The sequence below is a fragment of the Citrobacter sp. wls757 genome, assembly GCF_005280935.1.
Taxonomy (GTDB): domain Bacteria; phylum Pseudomonadota; class Gammaproteobacteria; order Enterobacterales; family Enterobacteriaceae; genus Citrobacter; species Citrobacter portucalensis.
The window spans coordinates 160884-177844 of the sequence record NZ_SZWU01000060.1 but is presented as its reverse complement, the minus strand read 5'-3'; the positions used below and the strand labels follow the sequence as shown (position 1 = coordinate 177844).

Genomic DNA, 16961 nt, shown 5'->3' with positions numbered 1-16961 from the left:
TCGCCCCCGTAGCAACGGGGGCTTTCCTCTCAGGCTTAGGCTCCCGCTTCGCCCGTTATGTTGCTGATGGCGCTTTCACGCGCCGCCAGGACACGCTCAACGGTATCAACCACCGCCTGCGTTTGGGGATCGATTTCGATATTAACCCGTGCGCCCAGCTTTTTCTTGCCAAGCGTCGTACGCTCCAGCGTTTCCGGGATCAAATGTACACAGAAACGCGTCGGCGTCACTTCACCAACCGTCAGACTGATACCGTCAATACCAATAAATCCTTTGTACAGGATATATTTCATCAGCGACGGATCCTGGACTTTAAACCACACCTGACGGTTATTCTCCGAGGTCAGAATTTTCGACACTTCGGCAGTGGTCATAATATGGCCCGACATTAAATGTCCGCCAATCTCATCACTGAATTTTGCCGCACGTTCAACGTTAACCAAATCTCCGACCTTCAGATCGCCCAGGTTGGTAATACGCAGCGTTTCTTTCATCAGGTCGAAGCTTATCTGGTTACCGTTAATTTCGGTGACCGTCAGGCAGCACCCATTGTGGGCAACCGATGCACCGGTCTCCAGCGCATCCAGCATATATTCAGGCAACTCCACAACATGCGTACGAAAATTTGGTTTTTCATCAATGGACACCAATTTTGCGGTGCCCTGCACAATACCCGTAAACATACTTCCTACTCCTGAACTCAATTAAGACATCTCTGCACAGCACAATAGCAGGTGGAAATTCAGGTTGCCAGCAATGCGCCACCAGCGCCTGTTTTTTCACTGGAGAATTACGTATTCCTCGCTACAATAGACTGAAATTTCCCCTGCTTTTTCTCCTTGCTGCCATATAAGGCGGCTTTTTTAGTCTCTCAAATAACAACAATATAGTGGTGTACACGTGCAAAAGTATGTAAGTGAAGCGCGTCAGTTATTAGCTCTGGCAATTCCGGTGATTCTTGCGCAAATCGCTCAAACCGCAATGGGATTCGTTGATACCGTCATGGCGGGCGGATACAGCGCGACGGATATGGCGGCAGTCGCCATTGGTACGTCCATCTGGCTACCGGCCATTCTGTTTGGTCACGGACTACTGCTGGCGTTGACGCCGGTAATTGCGCAACTCAATGGTTCCGGACGCCGCGACCGTATCGCCCATCAAATACGTCAGGGATTCTGGCTGGCGGGTAGCGTCTCCGTGCTGATTATGGTTGTGCTATGGAACGCGGGGTACATTATTCGCTCCATGCATAACATCGACCCGGCGCTGGCAGATAAAGCCGTTGGCTACCTGCGTGCCCTGCTGTGGGGCGCACCGGGTTATCTGTTCTTCCAAGTAGCCCGTAACCAGTGCGAAGGATTAGCCAAGACTAAACCGGCGATGGTGATGGGATTTCTCGGCCTGCTGGTGAACATTCCGGTTAACTATGTTTTCATCTATGGGCATTTAGGCATGCCGGAACTGGGTGGCGTGGGTTGTGGTGTGGCAACAGCAGCGGTTTACTGGGTGATGTTTATCGCCATGCTCTCTTACATCAAACGTGCGCGTTCAATGCGCGATATCCGTAATGAGCGTGGTTTCCAGAAACCTGACACCGCAGTAATGAAGCGTCTGGTACAGCTGGGTTTACCTATCGCGCTGGCGTTATTTTTCGAAGTGACGTTGTTTGCGGTGGTCGCGCTGCTGGTTTCTCCACTGGGGATTGTCGACGTAGCCGGACATCAGATCGCACTGAACTTCAGCTCGTTAATGTTCGTCCTGCCAATGTCTCTGGCTGCCGCCGTCACCATTCGTGTCGGTTATCGTCTGGGCCAGGGTTCCACGCTGGATGCGCAAACCGCAGCCAGAACAGGTCTGGGTGTTGGTGTGTGCATGGCGGTCGTAACAGCGATTTTCACCGTGACATTCCGCGAGCATATTGCCCTGCTCTATAACAATAACCCGGAAGTTGTCGCCCTGGCGGCTCAGCTCATGTTACTGGCCGCTGTGTATCAAATTTCGGACTCTATCCAGGTTATTGGCAGCGGGATCCTGCGTGGTTATAAAGATACGCGTTCCATTTTCTTTATTACCTTTACGGCATACTGGGTGCTGGGTCTGCCGAGCGGTTATATTCTGGCGCTTACCGATCTGGTAGTTGACCGGATGGGACCGGCGGGATTCTGGATGGGCTTTATTATCGGCCTGACCTCTGCGGCGATACTGATGATGCTGCGGATGCGGTTTCTGCAACGCCAGCCGTCAGCGGTTATTTTACAACGCGCTGCGCGATAACCTCATAAAAGCCGCCGTCTGGCGGCTTTTTTTCGCCTCAAAACGGGCTGGCGTTTTTGGCGTTCATCCACGCTTCACTAATGGGATGCCTGAAATGCAGTTCACTGGCATGCAGCATCAGCCGTGGCGTTTGTTCAGTCCCCGGCAGCAGACGTCCACCGTACAGATCGCACCCCAAAATAGGATGTCCCAACTGCTGACAATGGATCCGTAGTTGATGGGTGCGCCCGGTTTCAGGGGTCAGTTGTACCCGCGTCAAGGGGAGCAACGTCCCCTCTTCCTGACGATGATAAAAACGCTCGACAACCTGATAGCGCGAGCGCGCGGGTTTGCCGTTGAGAGCACAAATCGACATCAATGGAAACAGCGCCGGGTCTTTGGCAATTGCGGCGTCGATAACCCCTTCGTCGTTTTCCAGATGCCCGCATAACAGCGCACTGTACACCTTAGTGATCGTCCGCTGGCTGAACTGCTGGCAAAGCGCGGCGTTGATAGCCTTGTTACGAGCGACCACCATCAGCCCAGAGGTGCCGAAATCAAGCCGATGTACCAGCGTGCAGCCAGGGTAAATCTGTACCAGCCGGTGATGTACCGAATCGAGATTCTGCGGATTTTTGCCCGACAGGCTAAGCAACCCGCTGGGTTTATTGATGAGCACCAGATGCTCGTCCTGATAGAGGGTCTCTATCTCGTCATGGCAAGGCGGGGCAATAAAGGTATCGAAGATCGTAGACATCAGGCGGCCAGAATGAGGTGTGGGAACGGATGATAACGAATTTTCACCACAGTGGCGAATCTGAGCATTGACCCAATGGCTGGCATGGTAGAGTGTGATTTATCCTGAGTGCGATGAGAGGGTTACTCTGTGCAACAAATCGATTTTTACATGGTGGATGCCTTTACCACCACGACATTTGGCGGTAATGCCGCAGCAGTCTGTCCGCTCACGGACTGGTTGCCCGATGAAACATTATTAAAGATGGCGCAGCAGCATAACCAGTCAGAAACCGCTTTTTTTGTCGCCAATGAGAATGGCTTTGAGCTGCGTTGGTTTACCACTCAGGGTGAAATTAATCTGTGTGGGCATGCCACGCTTGCCGCCGCGCATGTCATCTTTGAACATCTGGATTACCCGGATACCAAAATCCAATTTGCTACCCGCTTTGTGGGACCGCTGACGGTCACGCGCTGCGGTGAATGGCTGACGCTTGATTTTCCAGCCTGGCAAAGCGAATCTGCCGTGCCGCCCGCTTTACTGCTGGAAACATTAGGCATCACCGAATACAAAGAGGTGCGTGTGGCACGCGATTACATGGTGGTGCTGGAAAATCAACAGCAGGTTGAGGCTGTGCGCCCAAACATCCACGCCATGATTCCGCTGGGGAAAATGGTATGCATCACCGCGCCAGGTGACGGGGAATACGATTTTGTCAGCCGTTTCTTCTGCCCGGGTGAAGCCGTCGCGGAAGACCCGGTCACAGGCTCGGCACATAGCATGCTGATCCCTTACTGGGCTGGAAAACTGAATAAAACACAGATGCTGGCACGCCAGGTCTCTGAACGCGGCGGGGATTTACGCTGTCAGTTAGCAGGAACGCGTGTTTATATCAGTGGGCAGGCGATAACTTATCTGACCGGTAAAGTGCTGTTGCGCTAACAGCCTTACCCAAATAACCAATCCATGGAGGATTTATGTCGAACAAACTCGTGCAGATACACTTTGATTTTCATGGTCCGTTTGGGGCTGAGATGTCGAATCAGCTCGTTGAACTGGCCGAATCAATCAACCAGGAGCCGGGGTTCATCTGGAAAATCTGGACCGAGAACGAAGCAAATCACGAAGCGGGTGGCATCTACCTGTTCCAGGACGAAGACACCGCTCAGGCCTATATCAAAAAGCATACAGCCCGCCTGAAGCACCTGGGTGTGGAGGAAGTAACGTTCAAAATCTTCGATATCAATGAACCGCTAAGTAAAATTAACCACGGTCATATCAGCTAAACTTTTGCCTTAGACGCCCCCTCCCGGGGCGTTTCTTCATTTTCCCCTGCTTTCCCCTTTCAACAGCGATATCCCCGTCACCGCTCCAGGACAGTGATTTAGCCTGGGCCACGTTTGCAGTAGTTCACAAAATCAGCGTTAGCGAAAACTATCGCTGGCCGAACGAACTATGAAGGAGTATAAAATAATACAAACAGTATTATTTTATACAAAATGAATCACAAACTGCGACTGGAGATTCTCATATGACCGCGGACATTACACTGAACTCATCAGTTGGAAGCTTCCCGCCAGCAGGTCATTACTCGCACAGTACAACGGCTGGCGGATTCGTCTTCATTTCCGGGCAATTGCCGGTCACTTTCGACGGCGAGAAAAAAGCGGATGCCTCTTTTGAAGATCAAACCCGGCTGGTACTCAAGAATATTGATGCTTGTCTGGCTGGTGCTGGGGCATCACGTCAGCATCTGGTGTCTGTTCGCGTCTATGTGACGGATATGAACCAGTGGCCGACTTTTAACAAAATCTATGGAGAGTGGATCGGCGATTTCCGTCCATCCCGTGCAGTAGCAGGTGTTGCGGAACTTCATTATGGTTTTGCGCTGGAAGTTGAAGCTATTGCGTTGGCCCCGCAAGCGTGACGTTTAACAACATACAGGTGAACAACAATGACTGAAATGACACTGCCTGATTATAACGATGTTGCCGCTGCGGCAGAGCGCATCGCAGATTATGCTAACAAAACGCCGGTGATGACCTCCCGAACGGTAAATGAAGAATTTGGCGCGGAAGTCTTCTTTAAGTGCGAAAACTTCCAGAGAATGGGCGCCTTCAAATTTCGTGGCGCTATGAATGCGCTACGCCAGTTCACGCCACAACAACGCGCTGCGGGCGTCGTGACGTTTTCCTCCGGCAACCATGCACAGGCCATTGCCCTGTCGGCAAAGTTGTTGGGTATTCCAGCAACAATTATCATGCCGCATGATGCCCCGGCGGCCAAAGTTGCGGCGACGAAAGGCTATGGCGGAAAAGTGGTAACTTACGATCGCTATACTGAAGATCGTGAAAAAATTGGTCGGGACCTGGCGGAGAAACAGGGGTTAACGCTGATCCCCCCTTACGACCATCCGCACGTGATCGCAGGCCAGGGCACCGCCACAAAAGAGCTAATTGAAGAAGTGGGTCAGTTAGACGCCCTTTTCGTGTGTCTGGGCGGTGGCGGCCTGCTCTCAGGATCCGCCCTGGCGGCCAGACATCTGTCTCCTGACTGCATCATCTATGGTGTCGAACCTGAGACGGGTAACGATGGTCAACAGTCGTTCCGAAGTGGAAAAATAGTTCATATCGATACGCCCAAAACCATTGCTGACGGTGCTCAGACTCAACATCTCGGGAACTATACGTTTCAGATTATCCAGCAAAACGTGAACGATATTCTGACTGTTTCAGACGCTGAGTTAGTTGCCTCAATGAAATTTATCGCTGAACGCATGAAAATCGTCGTTGAGCCAACCGGGTGTTTGGGTTTTGCTGCCGCCAGAGCGCGTAAAGCTGAGCTTCGCGACAAGAAAATCGGCATTATCATCAGCGGTGGAAACGTGGATATCAGTCGCTACAGTGAATTTCTGGCCGGATGATAAACAGGGTATCTGCCATGCAGATACCCTACTTTTACTGTCTGTACACTCCCGTCTGGAAAAACGCTCCCAGGTCACTGTAAACTGGCAACAGACATCACCGCAGGAGACTGGCATGCCAAAAACCGACAATAACTCGCTTCTCAGCCAAATTGATACTATCGCCAGGGGATTGAGTGAGACCTTCTCTCCGTTTTGCGAAGTGGTGGTTCATGACCTCAAAAATCCAGAACATGCCATTTTATCCATCCATAATAATCTTTCCGGACGTCAACCTGGCCAGCCAGCAACCGAGCTTGGCCTGGCGAGAATCGCATCACCTGACTTTCCCAGCATCATTGCGAACTACAGCAATCAGTTTGCCGATGGCCGCCCGGTGAAAAGTACATCGATTGGCATTAAGGACGAAGACGGCAAATACGTAGCGGCACTTTGCCTGAATGTCGATATGACGCTGTTCCGTGGTATGCAGAGTGCTCTTGCGCGTTTTACTGAAACTGAAAATTCCCCCATTAAGGAACATATCGATCCCGGCAGTAATGAAGTCATCCGCCAGCGTATTGATGACTTTGCCGCTAAACGCGCGACGACGGCCCGAGCCCTTAAACCTCAAGACCGTAAGCTGCTGATTCAACAATTACGCCAGGACGGTTTGCTGAACGTACGCAAATCTATGGATACGGTTGCACAGCATCTGGGCGTATCGAGGGCCACCGCTTATCTGTATGCCCGCCAGTCAGCTCAGGCGGGTGAATAAACGGGTTCAGATAGACCACACTTGCCACGTAGAGAATTTCTGTCCTTGATTACCGACACGAAGCGCTCCCGCTACACTAAAGGCGGCTTCGTGCCCGATATAGTTACCCACCAGTAAACAACCAAATCCAGCTGCAGTGAAAAAAATAAACCTTTATTTTCGTGCGTATTTATTGGCACTGAGTAAATAGATGATTTATTTTTGTACATACATAGTGAAATTTAGCTTTACTCAAATAACACACTAGCATTTTTAATGCACCACAGCAGAACAGGTAACAACTAACTCACTGATTTAAAAGAGTTAAAAAGCTATTGAAGTTATTACACCAATAATACCCATGCAATATATATAAATAGCGTGATATCTAAATTATAATTCTTTAACATCCGGCTGATTGGTGAGGTAAGAATGCGATTAATGGTCATGTTGGTAAGCTTTGTACTCTCCACCCAGCTATGGGCAGGTGAACTTTCCAGGCCCACCGGTAAAGTGCTTTTAACGCTGTCGGGTAATATTGAAAATACAAATGCAGACGGGAAAGCCGTTTTTGATACCGCCAGCCTTGAGAAGCTGGGCATGGTCAGTTTCCAGACCACCTCCCCCTGGTATAATGGGCGCACTACCTTTACGGGTATTCCGCTACAAAAGCTCATGGATTATGTCGGGGCGAACGGCTCTGTTGTTAAGGTCACTGCACTCAATGACTACACCACTGTTATCCCTCTTAGTGATTTCAAAAAATACAATGCTATCCTTGCGTTAAAAATCAACGGAAAATATATGCGCATCCGTGACAAAGGCCCGTTATTCATTGTGTACCCCTATGACAGCATGCCAGAATTGAATAATCAGATTTATTATTCAAGGTCTGCATGGCAGGTCAGTAGTATGGATATTGAGTAAGCGTTCAGAGGAACATCATGAACAGAATACTGGCTGGCATCATCTTTTTTCTTTTTATATCTACCGGGTATATCTCTTTCCTCGTGCATGAACGGCAACAAGAGTTACAGAAACTGACTCACTACACCGATTCCTGGTCTGCTGCTCAGCTGGTATCACAATATTACCGATTTGAATCGTTGCTTGGTCTTTACACTATCGATGATACGATGAATCTCGATGATGTACGCATGCGCCTCGACATTATGCTTAGCCAGAGTGATTTGATAAAAGAAGGTGACCTGGGGCGCTACATCGAAAGCAATATAGCCCACCGTGAACTGGCGGTAAAACTTGAAAATACCCTTAGTTTTCTGGATGTTAATCTAGAGAAAATGAACCGTTCAGCACTCCAGGCTTATCTGAAAAAAATGCATACTCTGGATGCGCCACTGGGTCGTCTTTCATCTGGTGCGTTAAACAAAGATGTTAACTCGATCAATAACGCCAACCAAAAAATCCAGACGCTGTACTATATTTATTCTGCAACCTCTGTGCTGCTGATAATACTGAGTGCGATTCTGGGCGTGCTCATTTTCTATCAAAACAGAAATATTCTGCGGGCGCACCTGCAGGTCAAGAGTCTTGCCGAAGAACTGCAGAAATCTAAAGAAAAACTGCAAATTCAGAATGCTAAACTGGAATATGACGTCTACCATGACTCTCTTACCGAGATGAATAACCGTCAGCTATTCTGGAGCGATTTAAATAAAACAATTGAGAGAGCAGAAAAAAATCACGATTCTGTGACTGTGATGTTGTTTGATTTAGATCGATTCAAAGAAGTAAATGATACGTATGGTCATGATGCCGGTGATATGTTGCTACGCCAGATATCTGACCGACTGGTTTCGATGAGCCTTACTTCGGATACGCTGTATCGCCTGGGTGGAGATGAATTTGCGTTTCTCTCAAGTGGCCTGACAGAAAGCCACGCTGTTTCGCGCGCCCAGAAAATATGTGAATTTATCAGCCAGCCCTACACTATTTATAACACGATTATCAACATAACCACCTGTGTTGGCATTGTTATCTCAGACACTGAACGTCGTTCCGACTATCTTTATAAATTTGCCGATCTGGCCCTTTATGAAGCCAAAGGTGAAGGCTCTGGTAAGATAAAAGTCTTCCGACAACGAATGTTAGAAAAGCTACAAGAAAGCAGAACGCTTGAGCATGATATGGCATTGGCAATAGTGAACAAAGAATTCGTGGTTTATTATCAGCCCATTGTTGACTCCTTCAGCCAGGAAATTTATAGCTATGAAGCCCTAATTCGTTGGCTCCATCCTCTAAAGGGCCTCCTGTCGCCGGATAACTTTATTCCTGTTGCTGAAAAAACCGGAATGATTAATGAGATGGGGAAAGCTGTGCTTGAAATTGCCTGCCGGGAAGCGGCTTGTTGGGCGGTTCCGGCTAAAATTTCAGTGAATGTCTCTCCTGTCCAGCTAAGCAGCAAAGCCTTTGTCGGTATCGTACTGTCTATTCTGAAAGAAACTGGACTCCCAGCCGATCGTCTTGAACTGGAAGTAACAGAATCCTCTCTCTTCACTGAGAGTACGACGCCGATGAACACACTTAACAAACTCAGAGCCATGGGTGTAAAAATCTCCATCGATGATTTTGGCACCGGATATTCTTCCCTTTCGCGCCTGAGCAGGCTTGCCTTCGATAAAATTAAAATAGACAAGTCGTTTGTCCATTCAATATCCACACAGGAAGATGCGCTTAATATCATCAAACTGATCACCGGCATGGCGAAATCCCTCAATATGAAGGCTGTTGCTGAAGGTGTTGAAACACAGGAACAACTAAAAAGCCTTCAGGCGCTGGGCTGCGATTTCGCCCAAGGATATCTGTTTGGTAAACCTCAGCCTTGTATCGATGAGAAAATCAGAAACGGTTGAATCGCTCTCAGACTATTTGATCATCAACCGTAGCGCTAAATCATTCGGATAAGGATCAAAATAGTTCTGGGTAAGCAGATAGCTGTCTGGGTATTCAGCCAGATAGTGCTTGAGTAGCGTCAGAGGCGCCAATATTGGCAGCAGCCCACCGCTATAGTTGAGGATAACGTCACGTAACTCTCCGCGCTGGCGGGAATTCAACCGTTCGCGGAAGTAGCCCTGGATATGCATCAGTACGTTGGTGTGATTTTTTCGTGAGGCGGGCTTTTTGAGGATCGTCATGAGCTTTTCACGATAGACAACGAAAAAAGCGTCCAAATCATCCCACTGGTGAAGCGAGGCAACGAATGGGCCGATTTCCCGGTAACCGGCCTGGTGATGAGCCAGAAGCTGTAGCTTATAGCGACTGTGAAAGTTGAGTAAGCCATGGCGAGTAAGACCATTGGCCCGCAGCCTATTAAGCTCATGCAATGCGAACACGCGTTCGACAAAGTTCTCCCTCAGCACTGGATCGTGCAAGCGGCCATCTTCTTCGACTGGCAACCACGGGTAGGTTTCCATTAACGCGCCAGTAAACAGACCAGTCCCTTCTTTTCGCCCACGATTTCCTTTCTCGTCATACAGTCTCACTCTTTCCATACCGCAACTCGGTGATTTAGCACAGACGATAAACCCCGAGAGGCCACCAAGTCCCTGAAGATATGAGTTGGTGAAATCGGACATTTTATCGGTTACATCCTCACCAGGCGCATGGCTAAAACAGATGCGGACATTCCCTTGGGCGGTTTGAACCAGACGCAACGCGGGACGTGGTACAGGCAAACCGATGGACATCTCTGGGCAGACAGGTTTGAAAGTCACCCACTGAGCCAGCTCGTCCATTACAAACCCCATCCGTTTATGCCCACCGTCGAATCGCACGGCTGAACCAGTTAAACATCCACTAATCCCGATGACAGGCTGAGTGTTCATAACAACCCCCTCGTTAATTGACGACCCTTTTCGGGAAAAAAATGACGGTTTCACTATTAAATCATAGCGTACGTTATCTGCTGTGAGTTGAACTGATAGATGCAAGTGTAAGTATCCCCCATAATCGTGCCATTCCTAATGAATATTTAGGCGGGATACAAACCAGGCAATCAAAGAATCCAATTAAAACAGCAAAGGCAGGTACTGTAGATATATAGATCTCTAAATTGATGTTCATCACATTGACAGGTTCTTACGTGAATGCGACTTCAATCTCTTTATATACTCTTTATTTGTTCATATCTTCATGAGGAATAAAGAATGTTCGATCATGTGAAAATCGGTGTAAGTGATTACGAAAAAAGTAAAATTTTCTTTCTCAACGCGCTTCAGCCGCTTGGCGTAGAACTCATCGATGAAGGCACGCCAAGCTACGGTGTTGAAATGGGCTCCGAGAATGTTTCACTTTGTCTGTTCCACACGAATGACAAACCGGCTCCTCTGCATCTGGCGTTTGTCGCAAAAACCCGGCAGCAAGTTGATGAATTTTACAATGCTGCTTTGCGCACAGGAGCCCAGGATAACGGAGAACCTGGCTTACGTTCCTATAGCGAAAACTACTATGCCGCATTTGTCATTGCACCTGATGGCCATAATATTGAGGCTGTCTGCCATGCGCCGGACTGATTAAGGTGCAGTTTGGATATCGAAAAATTATTCGATGTTGATTTTGAATCTGCCTGAAGAGCTGTAATAACGCTGCTTATTTGAACTCATAGCATAAGAGTATCGTTGAAAAGAAGGAATTCGTATATGTCTAAGATTAAGTTTGAACTGAGGCGAGGATAGCTCTCCCGCCAGTGAAGCAAGGACAATAAGAATGTAGCCTTAGTGCAACATCTTTATTCTAAATATCTGCAGCTAAAGTTGGTAAATTCCCTGAACGGTTCTATAGTCGGGACTGCTTCTCATTACAGGGTTCACTAATGCGATTTAACGGACTGACTAAAGGTTTCTTCATTTTCATACTTGCCCTCGTGACCTGGGCGTTCTTCGATGTATTGTCCCCCTACTTTTCCGCCATTTTGTGGGCCGCGATATTAACGACTATCTTTAACCCGGTAAAAAACAGACTGCGTAGCGCGCTTGGCGAACGCAACGGGCTGGCATCGTTGATTACCATCGTCATTATCTGTCTGATTGTCTTTATCCCGCTGATGGTAATCCTGTCATCGCTGGCCATTGAACTGAACGTGGTATACACCAAACTGCAACAGAATGACACGCAGTTCCCGGAAGTCGTCACTTCTATTCTTTCGTACCTTCCTGATTGGGCCAGAGGATTTCTGGCAGAACACAATCTGGATGATGTCGCGCAGATCCAGAAAAAACTGTCCGATGTCGTGCTGCAAGGCGGGCAGTACCTTGCTGGCAGTGCATTTCTGATTGGGAAAGGGACATTCGGCTTTGCTATCAGTTTTGGCATCATGCTGTATCTGCTGTTCTTCTTACTGAAGGATGGACCGTATCTGGTGCGCCAGATTCTGGACTCATTACCCCTTTCTGATTTTGCCAAACAGCACCTGTTTGCCAAATTCGTCGGCGTGACGCGGGCAACCGTCAAGGGCACGGCGGTCGTCGCTTTGGTTCAGGGTATTCTTGGCGGCATCGCGTTTGCAATTGTGGATATCGACGGCAGCGTTCTGTGGGGGGCGTTGATGGCGTTTCTCTCGCTCGTGCCTGCCGTGGGCTCAGCGATCGTCTGGGTACCTGCAGCAATATTCCTGTTCGCCACCCACCAGCTATGGCAAGGGCTGTTTATCGTTGGCTTCTTCGTGATTATCGTTGGGCTGGTGGACAATATCCTGCGCCCGCTGCTGGTAGGTAAAGACACCAAAATGTCGGACTATCTGATTTTGATTACCACTCTCGGCGGCATGGAGATCTACGGCATTAACGGCTTTGTGATTGGCCCCCTGATTGCTGCACTATTCATAACCTGCTGGAACCTGTTTTCCGGGCGTGACCATGAAGGTAACGTGGAAGGAATCGACGAAGCCTTTATGGAAGAAGGAAAAAATCCTCCAGATTTATGATTGCAGGACGATAACAGAAGGCGGTTTCTGGACCGCCTTTTTTATTTTCACGCAAAATCATGCGTTTCCTATAATTGCAATCATGCGTATTCATTAATCGTCGCAGAAGGAACTAATCAGTGCGAATTGCCACAATCACCAACTGGGCCTATAGCGCGACGGTATGCCTGACCATCGCTTCAGGCGTTGTCATGCTGATGGCATCCAGCGCCGATAACACAGAACGCCAGGTGGTAGAACAGCGTTATCAGTTCGATCAACTTACCGAAGAAGTCGAACTCGATGCCTGGTCGCTGTCAGACCTGGCACGCGACTATGTTATTGCAAAAGATCCTGAGGTGCTTAACGCCTACCGTCAGAAAGAAGCGACGCTGAAAGCTGTTGAGCATCGGCTGTCAAAGCTCAAAGACCTTGGGGCAACGGATGAAGAGCTGGCGCTATTGCACGAAGGGCTACAGATTGTTGATGCCCTGCGGGACGAGCAAGCTGCGGCGCTTGCCAGCGTCGCGCGCGCAGAAGAGTCGCAGGCTATTGCCCTGCTCTATGGGAAAAGCTATGAACAGGAACTGGAACGCGCCCAGGACCGGATAGATCATTTCCGCCAACTGCTCGATAACCGCGTACGCAATACAATTGAATATGCAACCCAGTCATCCCGCATGCTGCGGACAGCCTCTGAAGTGATGGTCGGTCTGACAGCGCTGCTGTTTTTATTCGTTCTCGGTTTCATTTTAAAGCGTCGCGTCCTGCGCCCCGTCGTGCGTTTGAGCGATGTCGTAAACCGTCTCGCATCGCAGGATTATGCCGTTGAGACGCCCAGCTTTAACCAGATAGATGAAATAGGTGATATGGCGCAGGCGATCCGGATATTTCGCGAGAACGGTCTGGCGCGTCAGAGACTTGAGAAAGAACGAGATGCCGACTGGGCAATCCGCGATCTGCTGGCGCGTATGACGCAGCGTCTGCAAGGCTGCGAGAGTTTTGCCGATGTCATCAATGTGGCAGAGCTGTTTGCACCGAATATTGCTCCAGGTATTGCCGGGCGGCTTTACATACTGGATCAGGAACCCTGGCAAATGCGCTGCGTTGCACAATGGCTTTCTCCGCAGGGTAAAGCGGATGCGTTCCACCCGGACGAATGCTGGGCTGTGCGCCGCGGCCAGAGTCATCCTCCGGTACAAGGTGAACCCGATATCGCCTGCTACCATCTGCCAGAGTCATGCCAGCACCACACCCTGTGTGTTCCGCTGATTGCCCAGGGCGAAGCCATCGGTCTGCTCTCATTCCAGAACCTTAGCGATGATTCCGCCCCCTCCCGTGCATATCTGGAGCTGATGGCAGAAGCACTCGGCCTCGCATTAGCCAACCAGCGTCTGCGTGACGCCCTGCTGGAGAAAGCGCTCTATGACCCGCTAACCGGACTGCGCAACCGTCATCATCTTGAAGATACACTGCGTACCCAGATGAGCCAGGCAGTGCGTAACAAAGAACCAATCAGTTGCCTGATGATCGATATCGATCATTTTAAAAGTATTAATGACCGCTTTGGCCATGAGGCTGGCGATAGCGTGATTAAAAGTATCGCTGCGACTATTCAGCGCGTTGTCCACAACAGCGGCATGGCCTTCCGCTACGGCGGTGAAGAGTTTCTGGTACTGCTGGCCAATACGGATGAACAGGCCGCTAACCGCTTTGCTACGGAAATCTACAACGGCGTACGCGAACTGTCGCTGCGCTTTGGCGTTTCCGATATTGGACACGTGGATGTCTCTATAGGTGTCGCCAGTTACCCGCAGCATGCCCAGAGCGACAACCTGTTACGCGCCGCAGATGTTGCACTGTACCGCGCGAAAGAGTTAGGTCGTTCGCGCATTGTGAGCTTTGGCATGCTGGAAGCGAGTTGATATGCGCCAGCACTTCGGGCATTGCTTTACCTCTACGCCAGGTGGTATGTTAATTGGATGAACACAAAACACGATATCAACGGTTTTAATCACAACCTGTGGTGGCTGGCTTCTTAAAGGCGGTCAGAATGTGTTTTCCTCATTTTAAATAACCGCCGAAAGGCGGTTATTTGCATTTAGAGACCCCTTTCGGTTTTATGACTAAGGAGTCTTACATGAACAATAAAACCATCATCCTCACTGGCGATCGTCCCACCGGCCCGCTGCATCTTGGCCATTATGTGGGGTCATTGCGCCAGCGCGCCACGCTGCAACACGATTATCAGCAGTTTATATTGGTGGCTGACCTACAAGGGTTAACCGATAACGGCAGCACACCGCAAAAGATCCGCAACAATATTCCCGAAGTACTTGCCGACTATCTTGCCGCAGGAATAGACCCGTCACTTACCACCATCTGTCTGCAATCGGCACTGCCTGCTCTCGCAGAGTTAACCGCGCTTTATATGAACATCGTCACCGTGGCTCGCGTGGAGCGTAATCCTACGGTCAAAAACGAAATTGCGCAGAAAGGGTTCGCCCGCTCGTTACCGGTTGGTTTTCTGGTTTATCCCATCAGTCAGGCGGCAGATATTACGGCCTTCAAAGCCGAAGTCGTTCCCGTCGGCGACGATCAGTTGCCAATGATTGAACAGACTAATGAGATAGTGCATAAGATGAATAGCCTGTTACCGGCCCCCGTCCTATCGCACTGCAAAGCGCTGCTGAGTGAAACCAGCCGCCTTCCAGGGATCGACGGAAATGCCAAAATGTCAAAATCGCTTGGTAACACATTGCTCCTGTCAGCCAGCGAAGAAACCATTCACCGCGCGGTTAGCGCAATGTACACCGACCCTAATCATCTGAAAGTGTCCGACCTAGGGCAAATAGACGGAAATATGGTATTCACTTACCTCGATGCTTTTCATCCGGATAAAGCAAAAGTGGCGGAAATGAAAACGCATTACCAACGGGGTGGACTTGGTGACCGGACATGCAAAAACGAGCTGGAAGTGTGCTTGCAAGAACTCATCGCGCCAATGCGCGAGCGGCGTGCAACCTACATTCAGGATAAAGGCATGCTGATGGCGATGCTCAAAAAAGGAAGCGAGCAGGCGCACGAGATTACGCAGCAGACATTAAGAGAAGTGAAGCAAGGACTGGGTTTGCCGGTGTTCTGATATCGAGTTGCAACAGGAGCGATAAGTAACGATAACTCCCGTCTGAATGCCACCGCCGGGAGTTATCAGAAGCTGGCTCGCGTTATATCGACAAAATGTAGGGTAAAAATCAATCTCCCTTAACCCGCTGAAAAATCTTGTCCCGATACGCATCAAGATGATGTTTTTGCAGATAACGTTCCACCTCCGTAGCCCATTGGGTTCCCTCACCGAGAATAGCGCGGCTATGCGTTGACGCGTAAAGATATCGTCTGTCATAAAGACTAATCAGCGTCTGATTTACCGCATTGACACTGTAATTGGGGTTGTTAGCCAGCTGCTTTTCCAGCGACTGAACGATACGCGCCTGATGGGCAGCATCGGCAGGATATTCCGTTTCATTAAGCTCGCTCAGCACCAGAAATAAAGGGGGGATCTGCTCTTCGATCGCCGCCTGTAATCGATAATGCCCATCAAGGATCACATAAGATCCTAATCCGGCGATATACCAGACCAGTATCGGCGGCAACGTCCCCTCTCGGCATTTTTTACGCCACCATTTTACTCTCCCCGTATTGGGTTGAATGGCATAACGCCCCCGCAGCAAATAACCGCCCCACCACCAGTCAACCAATCTGACGTTTTCCGGCTGCGTCAGATCAGGGAAATCTTCACCGTACAGCGTCCACTGGCAGTTAATATTTTCAGTGCTTTCTGGCGCTGAGAAACGCCAGTTTTCTAACGCAACGGGTTGGGGACTGGAATAGCGCGATGAACATTGAATCGGTAACATCGGTCTTATCAACCAACGCTGCGGTGAGAGTAATGGTGTTGGCGCATTCATTAACTGACGAACAAAATACCGGCACCATTCGCCGATCCGCACCTGCTCGCCTTTGGCTTTTATCCGTTCAATATATTCAGAAGTTACCGCAGGTAACATCTCCTGGCTCCGTGGATGATCTGCATTAAAAACCAGCCAAACGCCGGAATGATCTTCAAGCATTGAAGCCCAGAATAACGGCTCTCCGGCGAGCTGCAATGCCATACGCCCAAAATGGCCACTGAGCATTTCCATCGCTGGCTCAGTTCTTTGATTTTCTTTGACGGTCAGTTCCAACCCTTGCCACTGGTTATTACGATCAACCAGGTCTTTCCACCAATAATCTGTCATTGCCGCCTTCCCTGAGTAACGGGTTAATATCCCATGACCTTCGCCATCGGTCAGCAAGGGTGTCTTGCGTTGAGAATAAGATGCATTGTGCCAAA

The 16961-nt window shown here is 49.5% G+C and carries 16 protein-coding genes; 12 read left to right on the top strand and 4 right to left on the bottom strand.

From position 1 onward, the window contains the following. Nucleotides 1–35 precede the first annotated feature (35 nt). A complete protein-coding gene (locus FDW94_RS15720) occupies nt 36–683 on the bottom strand; it encodes a riboflavin synthase (RefSeq protein WP_003832752.1) in 648 nt (215 codons plus the stop codon). Nucleotides 684–900: 217 nt separating this feature from the next. Between FDW94_RS15720 and mdtK the strand changes: the two genes are divergently transcribed. Then, nucleotides 901–2274 (top strand): multidrug efflux MATE transporter MdtK, encoded by a 1374-nt coding sequence (gene mdtK / locus FDW94_RS15715; RefSeq protein WP_008784661.1) that lies wholly within the window; start codon nt 901–903, stop codon nt 2272–2274. 37 nt (nt 2275–2311) lie between these two features. Here mdtK and FDW94_RS15710 read toward each other — a convergent pair whose 3' ends face one another. Next, the gene (locus FDW94_RS15710) at nt 2312–3010 is read right to left on the bottom strand and encodes an RluA family pseudouridine synthase (RefSeq protein ID WP_057067234.1); all 699 of its coding nucleotides are present in this window, start codon (nt 3008–3010) and stop codon (nt 2312–2314) included. Between the two features lie 129 nt (nt 3011–3139). Between FDW94_RS15710 and FDW94_RS15705 the strand changes: the two genes are divergently transcribed. The 7 genes from FDW94_RS15705 (at nt 3140) to FDW94_RS15675 (ending at nt 9521) form a co-directional block, all read left to right on the top strand. Next, on the top strand, nt 3140–3931 hold the full coding sequence (locus tag FDW94_RS15705) for a PhzF family phenazine biosynthesis protein (RefSeq protein ID WP_048235441.1): 792 nt from the start codon (nt 3140–3142) through the stop codon (nt 3929–3931). Between the two features lie 35 nt (nt 3932–3966). Then, nucleotides 3967–4275: a monooxygenase gene (locus tag FDW94_RS15700; RefSeq protein ID WP_057067232.1), complete on the top strand. Its 309-nt coding sequence runs from the start codon at nt 3967–3969 to the stop codon at nt 4273–4275. Nucleotides 4276–4520: 245 nt separating this feature from the next. Further along, nucleotides 4521–4916 (top strand): RidA family protein, encoded by a 396-nt coding sequence (locus FDW94_RS15695; protein ID WP_137377865.1) that lies wholly within the window; start codon nt 4521–4523, stop codon nt 4914–4916. A 27-nt stretch (nt 4917–4943) separates the two neighbouring features. Further along, nucleotides 4944–5912: a threo-3-hydroxy-L-aspartate ammonia-lyase gene (locus FDW94_RS15690; RefSeq protein WP_128611930.1), complete on the top strand. Its 969-nt coding sequence runs from the start codon at nt 4944–4946 to the stop codon at nt 5910–5912. Between the two features lie 115 nt (nt 5913–6027). Next, on the top strand, nt 6028–6669 hold the full coding sequence (locus FDW94_RS15685) for a PAS domain-containing protein (RefSeq protein ID WP_008784655.1): 642 nt from the start codon (nt 6028–6030) through the stop codon (nt 6667–6669). 411 nt (nt 6670–7080) lie between these two features. Continuing rightward, the gene (locus FDW94_RS15680) at nt 7081–7575 is read left to right on the top strand and encodes a molybdopterin-dependent oxidoreductase (RefSeq protein ID WP_003832739.1); all 495 of its coding nucleotides are present in this window, start codon (nt 7081–7083) and stop codon (nt 7573–7575) included. A gap of 17 nt (nt 7576–7592) precedes the next feature. Next, the gene (locus FDW94_RS15675; RefSeq protein ID WP_048235445.1) at nt 7593–9521 is read left to right on the top strand and encodes a GGDEF domain-containing phosphodiesterase; all 1929 of its coding nucleotides are present in this window, start codon (nt 7593–7595) and stop codon (nt 9519–9521) included. 12 nt (nt 9522–9533) lie between these two features. On the opposite strand, the gene FDW94_RS15670 is transcribed toward FDW94_RS15675, so the two are convergent. Continuing rightward, complete coding sequence (locus FDW94_RS15670; protein ID WP_071446509.1) at nt 9534–10493, bottom strand: DUF523 and DUF1722 domain-containing protein; 960 nt, start codon at nt 10491–10493, stop codon at nt 9534–9536. Nucleotides 10494–10814: 321 nt separating this feature from the next. On the opposite strand from FDW94_RS15670, the gene FDW94_RS15665 reads away from it, so the two are divergent. From FDW94_RS15665 to trpS, 4 genes are all read left to right on the top strand, one after another. Continuing rightward, entirely contained in the window at nt 10815–11180 is a 366-nt protein-coding gene (locus tag FDW94_RS15665) for a VOC family protein (RefSeq protein ID WP_137377864.1), read from the top strand. Nucleotides 11181–11479: 299 nt separating this feature from the next. After that, nucleotides 11480–12589, top strand: coding sequence for an AI-2E family transporter (locus FDW94_RS15660; RefSeq protein WP_137377863.1), 1110 nt, complete (start codon nt 11480–11482; stop codon nt 12587–12589). A gap of 119 nt (nt 12590–12708) precedes the next feature. After that, nucleotides 12709–14493 (top strand): diguanylate cyclase, encoded by a 1785-nt coding sequence (locus tag FDW94_RS15655; protein WP_137377862.1) that lies wholly within the window; start codon nt 12709–12711, stop codon nt 14491–14493. 215 nt (nt 14494–14708) lie between these two features. Then, nucleotides 14709–15713: a tryptophan--tRNA ligase gene (gene trpS, locus FDW94_RS15650; RefSeq protein ID WP_137377861.1), complete on the top strand. Its 1005-nt coding sequence runs from the start codon at nt 14709–14711 to the stop codon at nt 15711–15713. Nucleotides 15714–15822: 109 nt separating this feature from the next. Here trpS and FDW94_RS15645 read toward each other — a convergent pair whose 3' ends face one another. Beyond that, complete coding sequence (locus FDW94_RS15645; RefSeq protein WP_137378025.1) at nt 15823–16866, bottom strand: ParB/Srx family N-terminal domain-containing protein; 1044 nt, start codon at nt 16864–16866, stop codon at nt 15823–15825. Between the last annotated feature and the right edge of the window lie 95 nt (nt 16867–16961).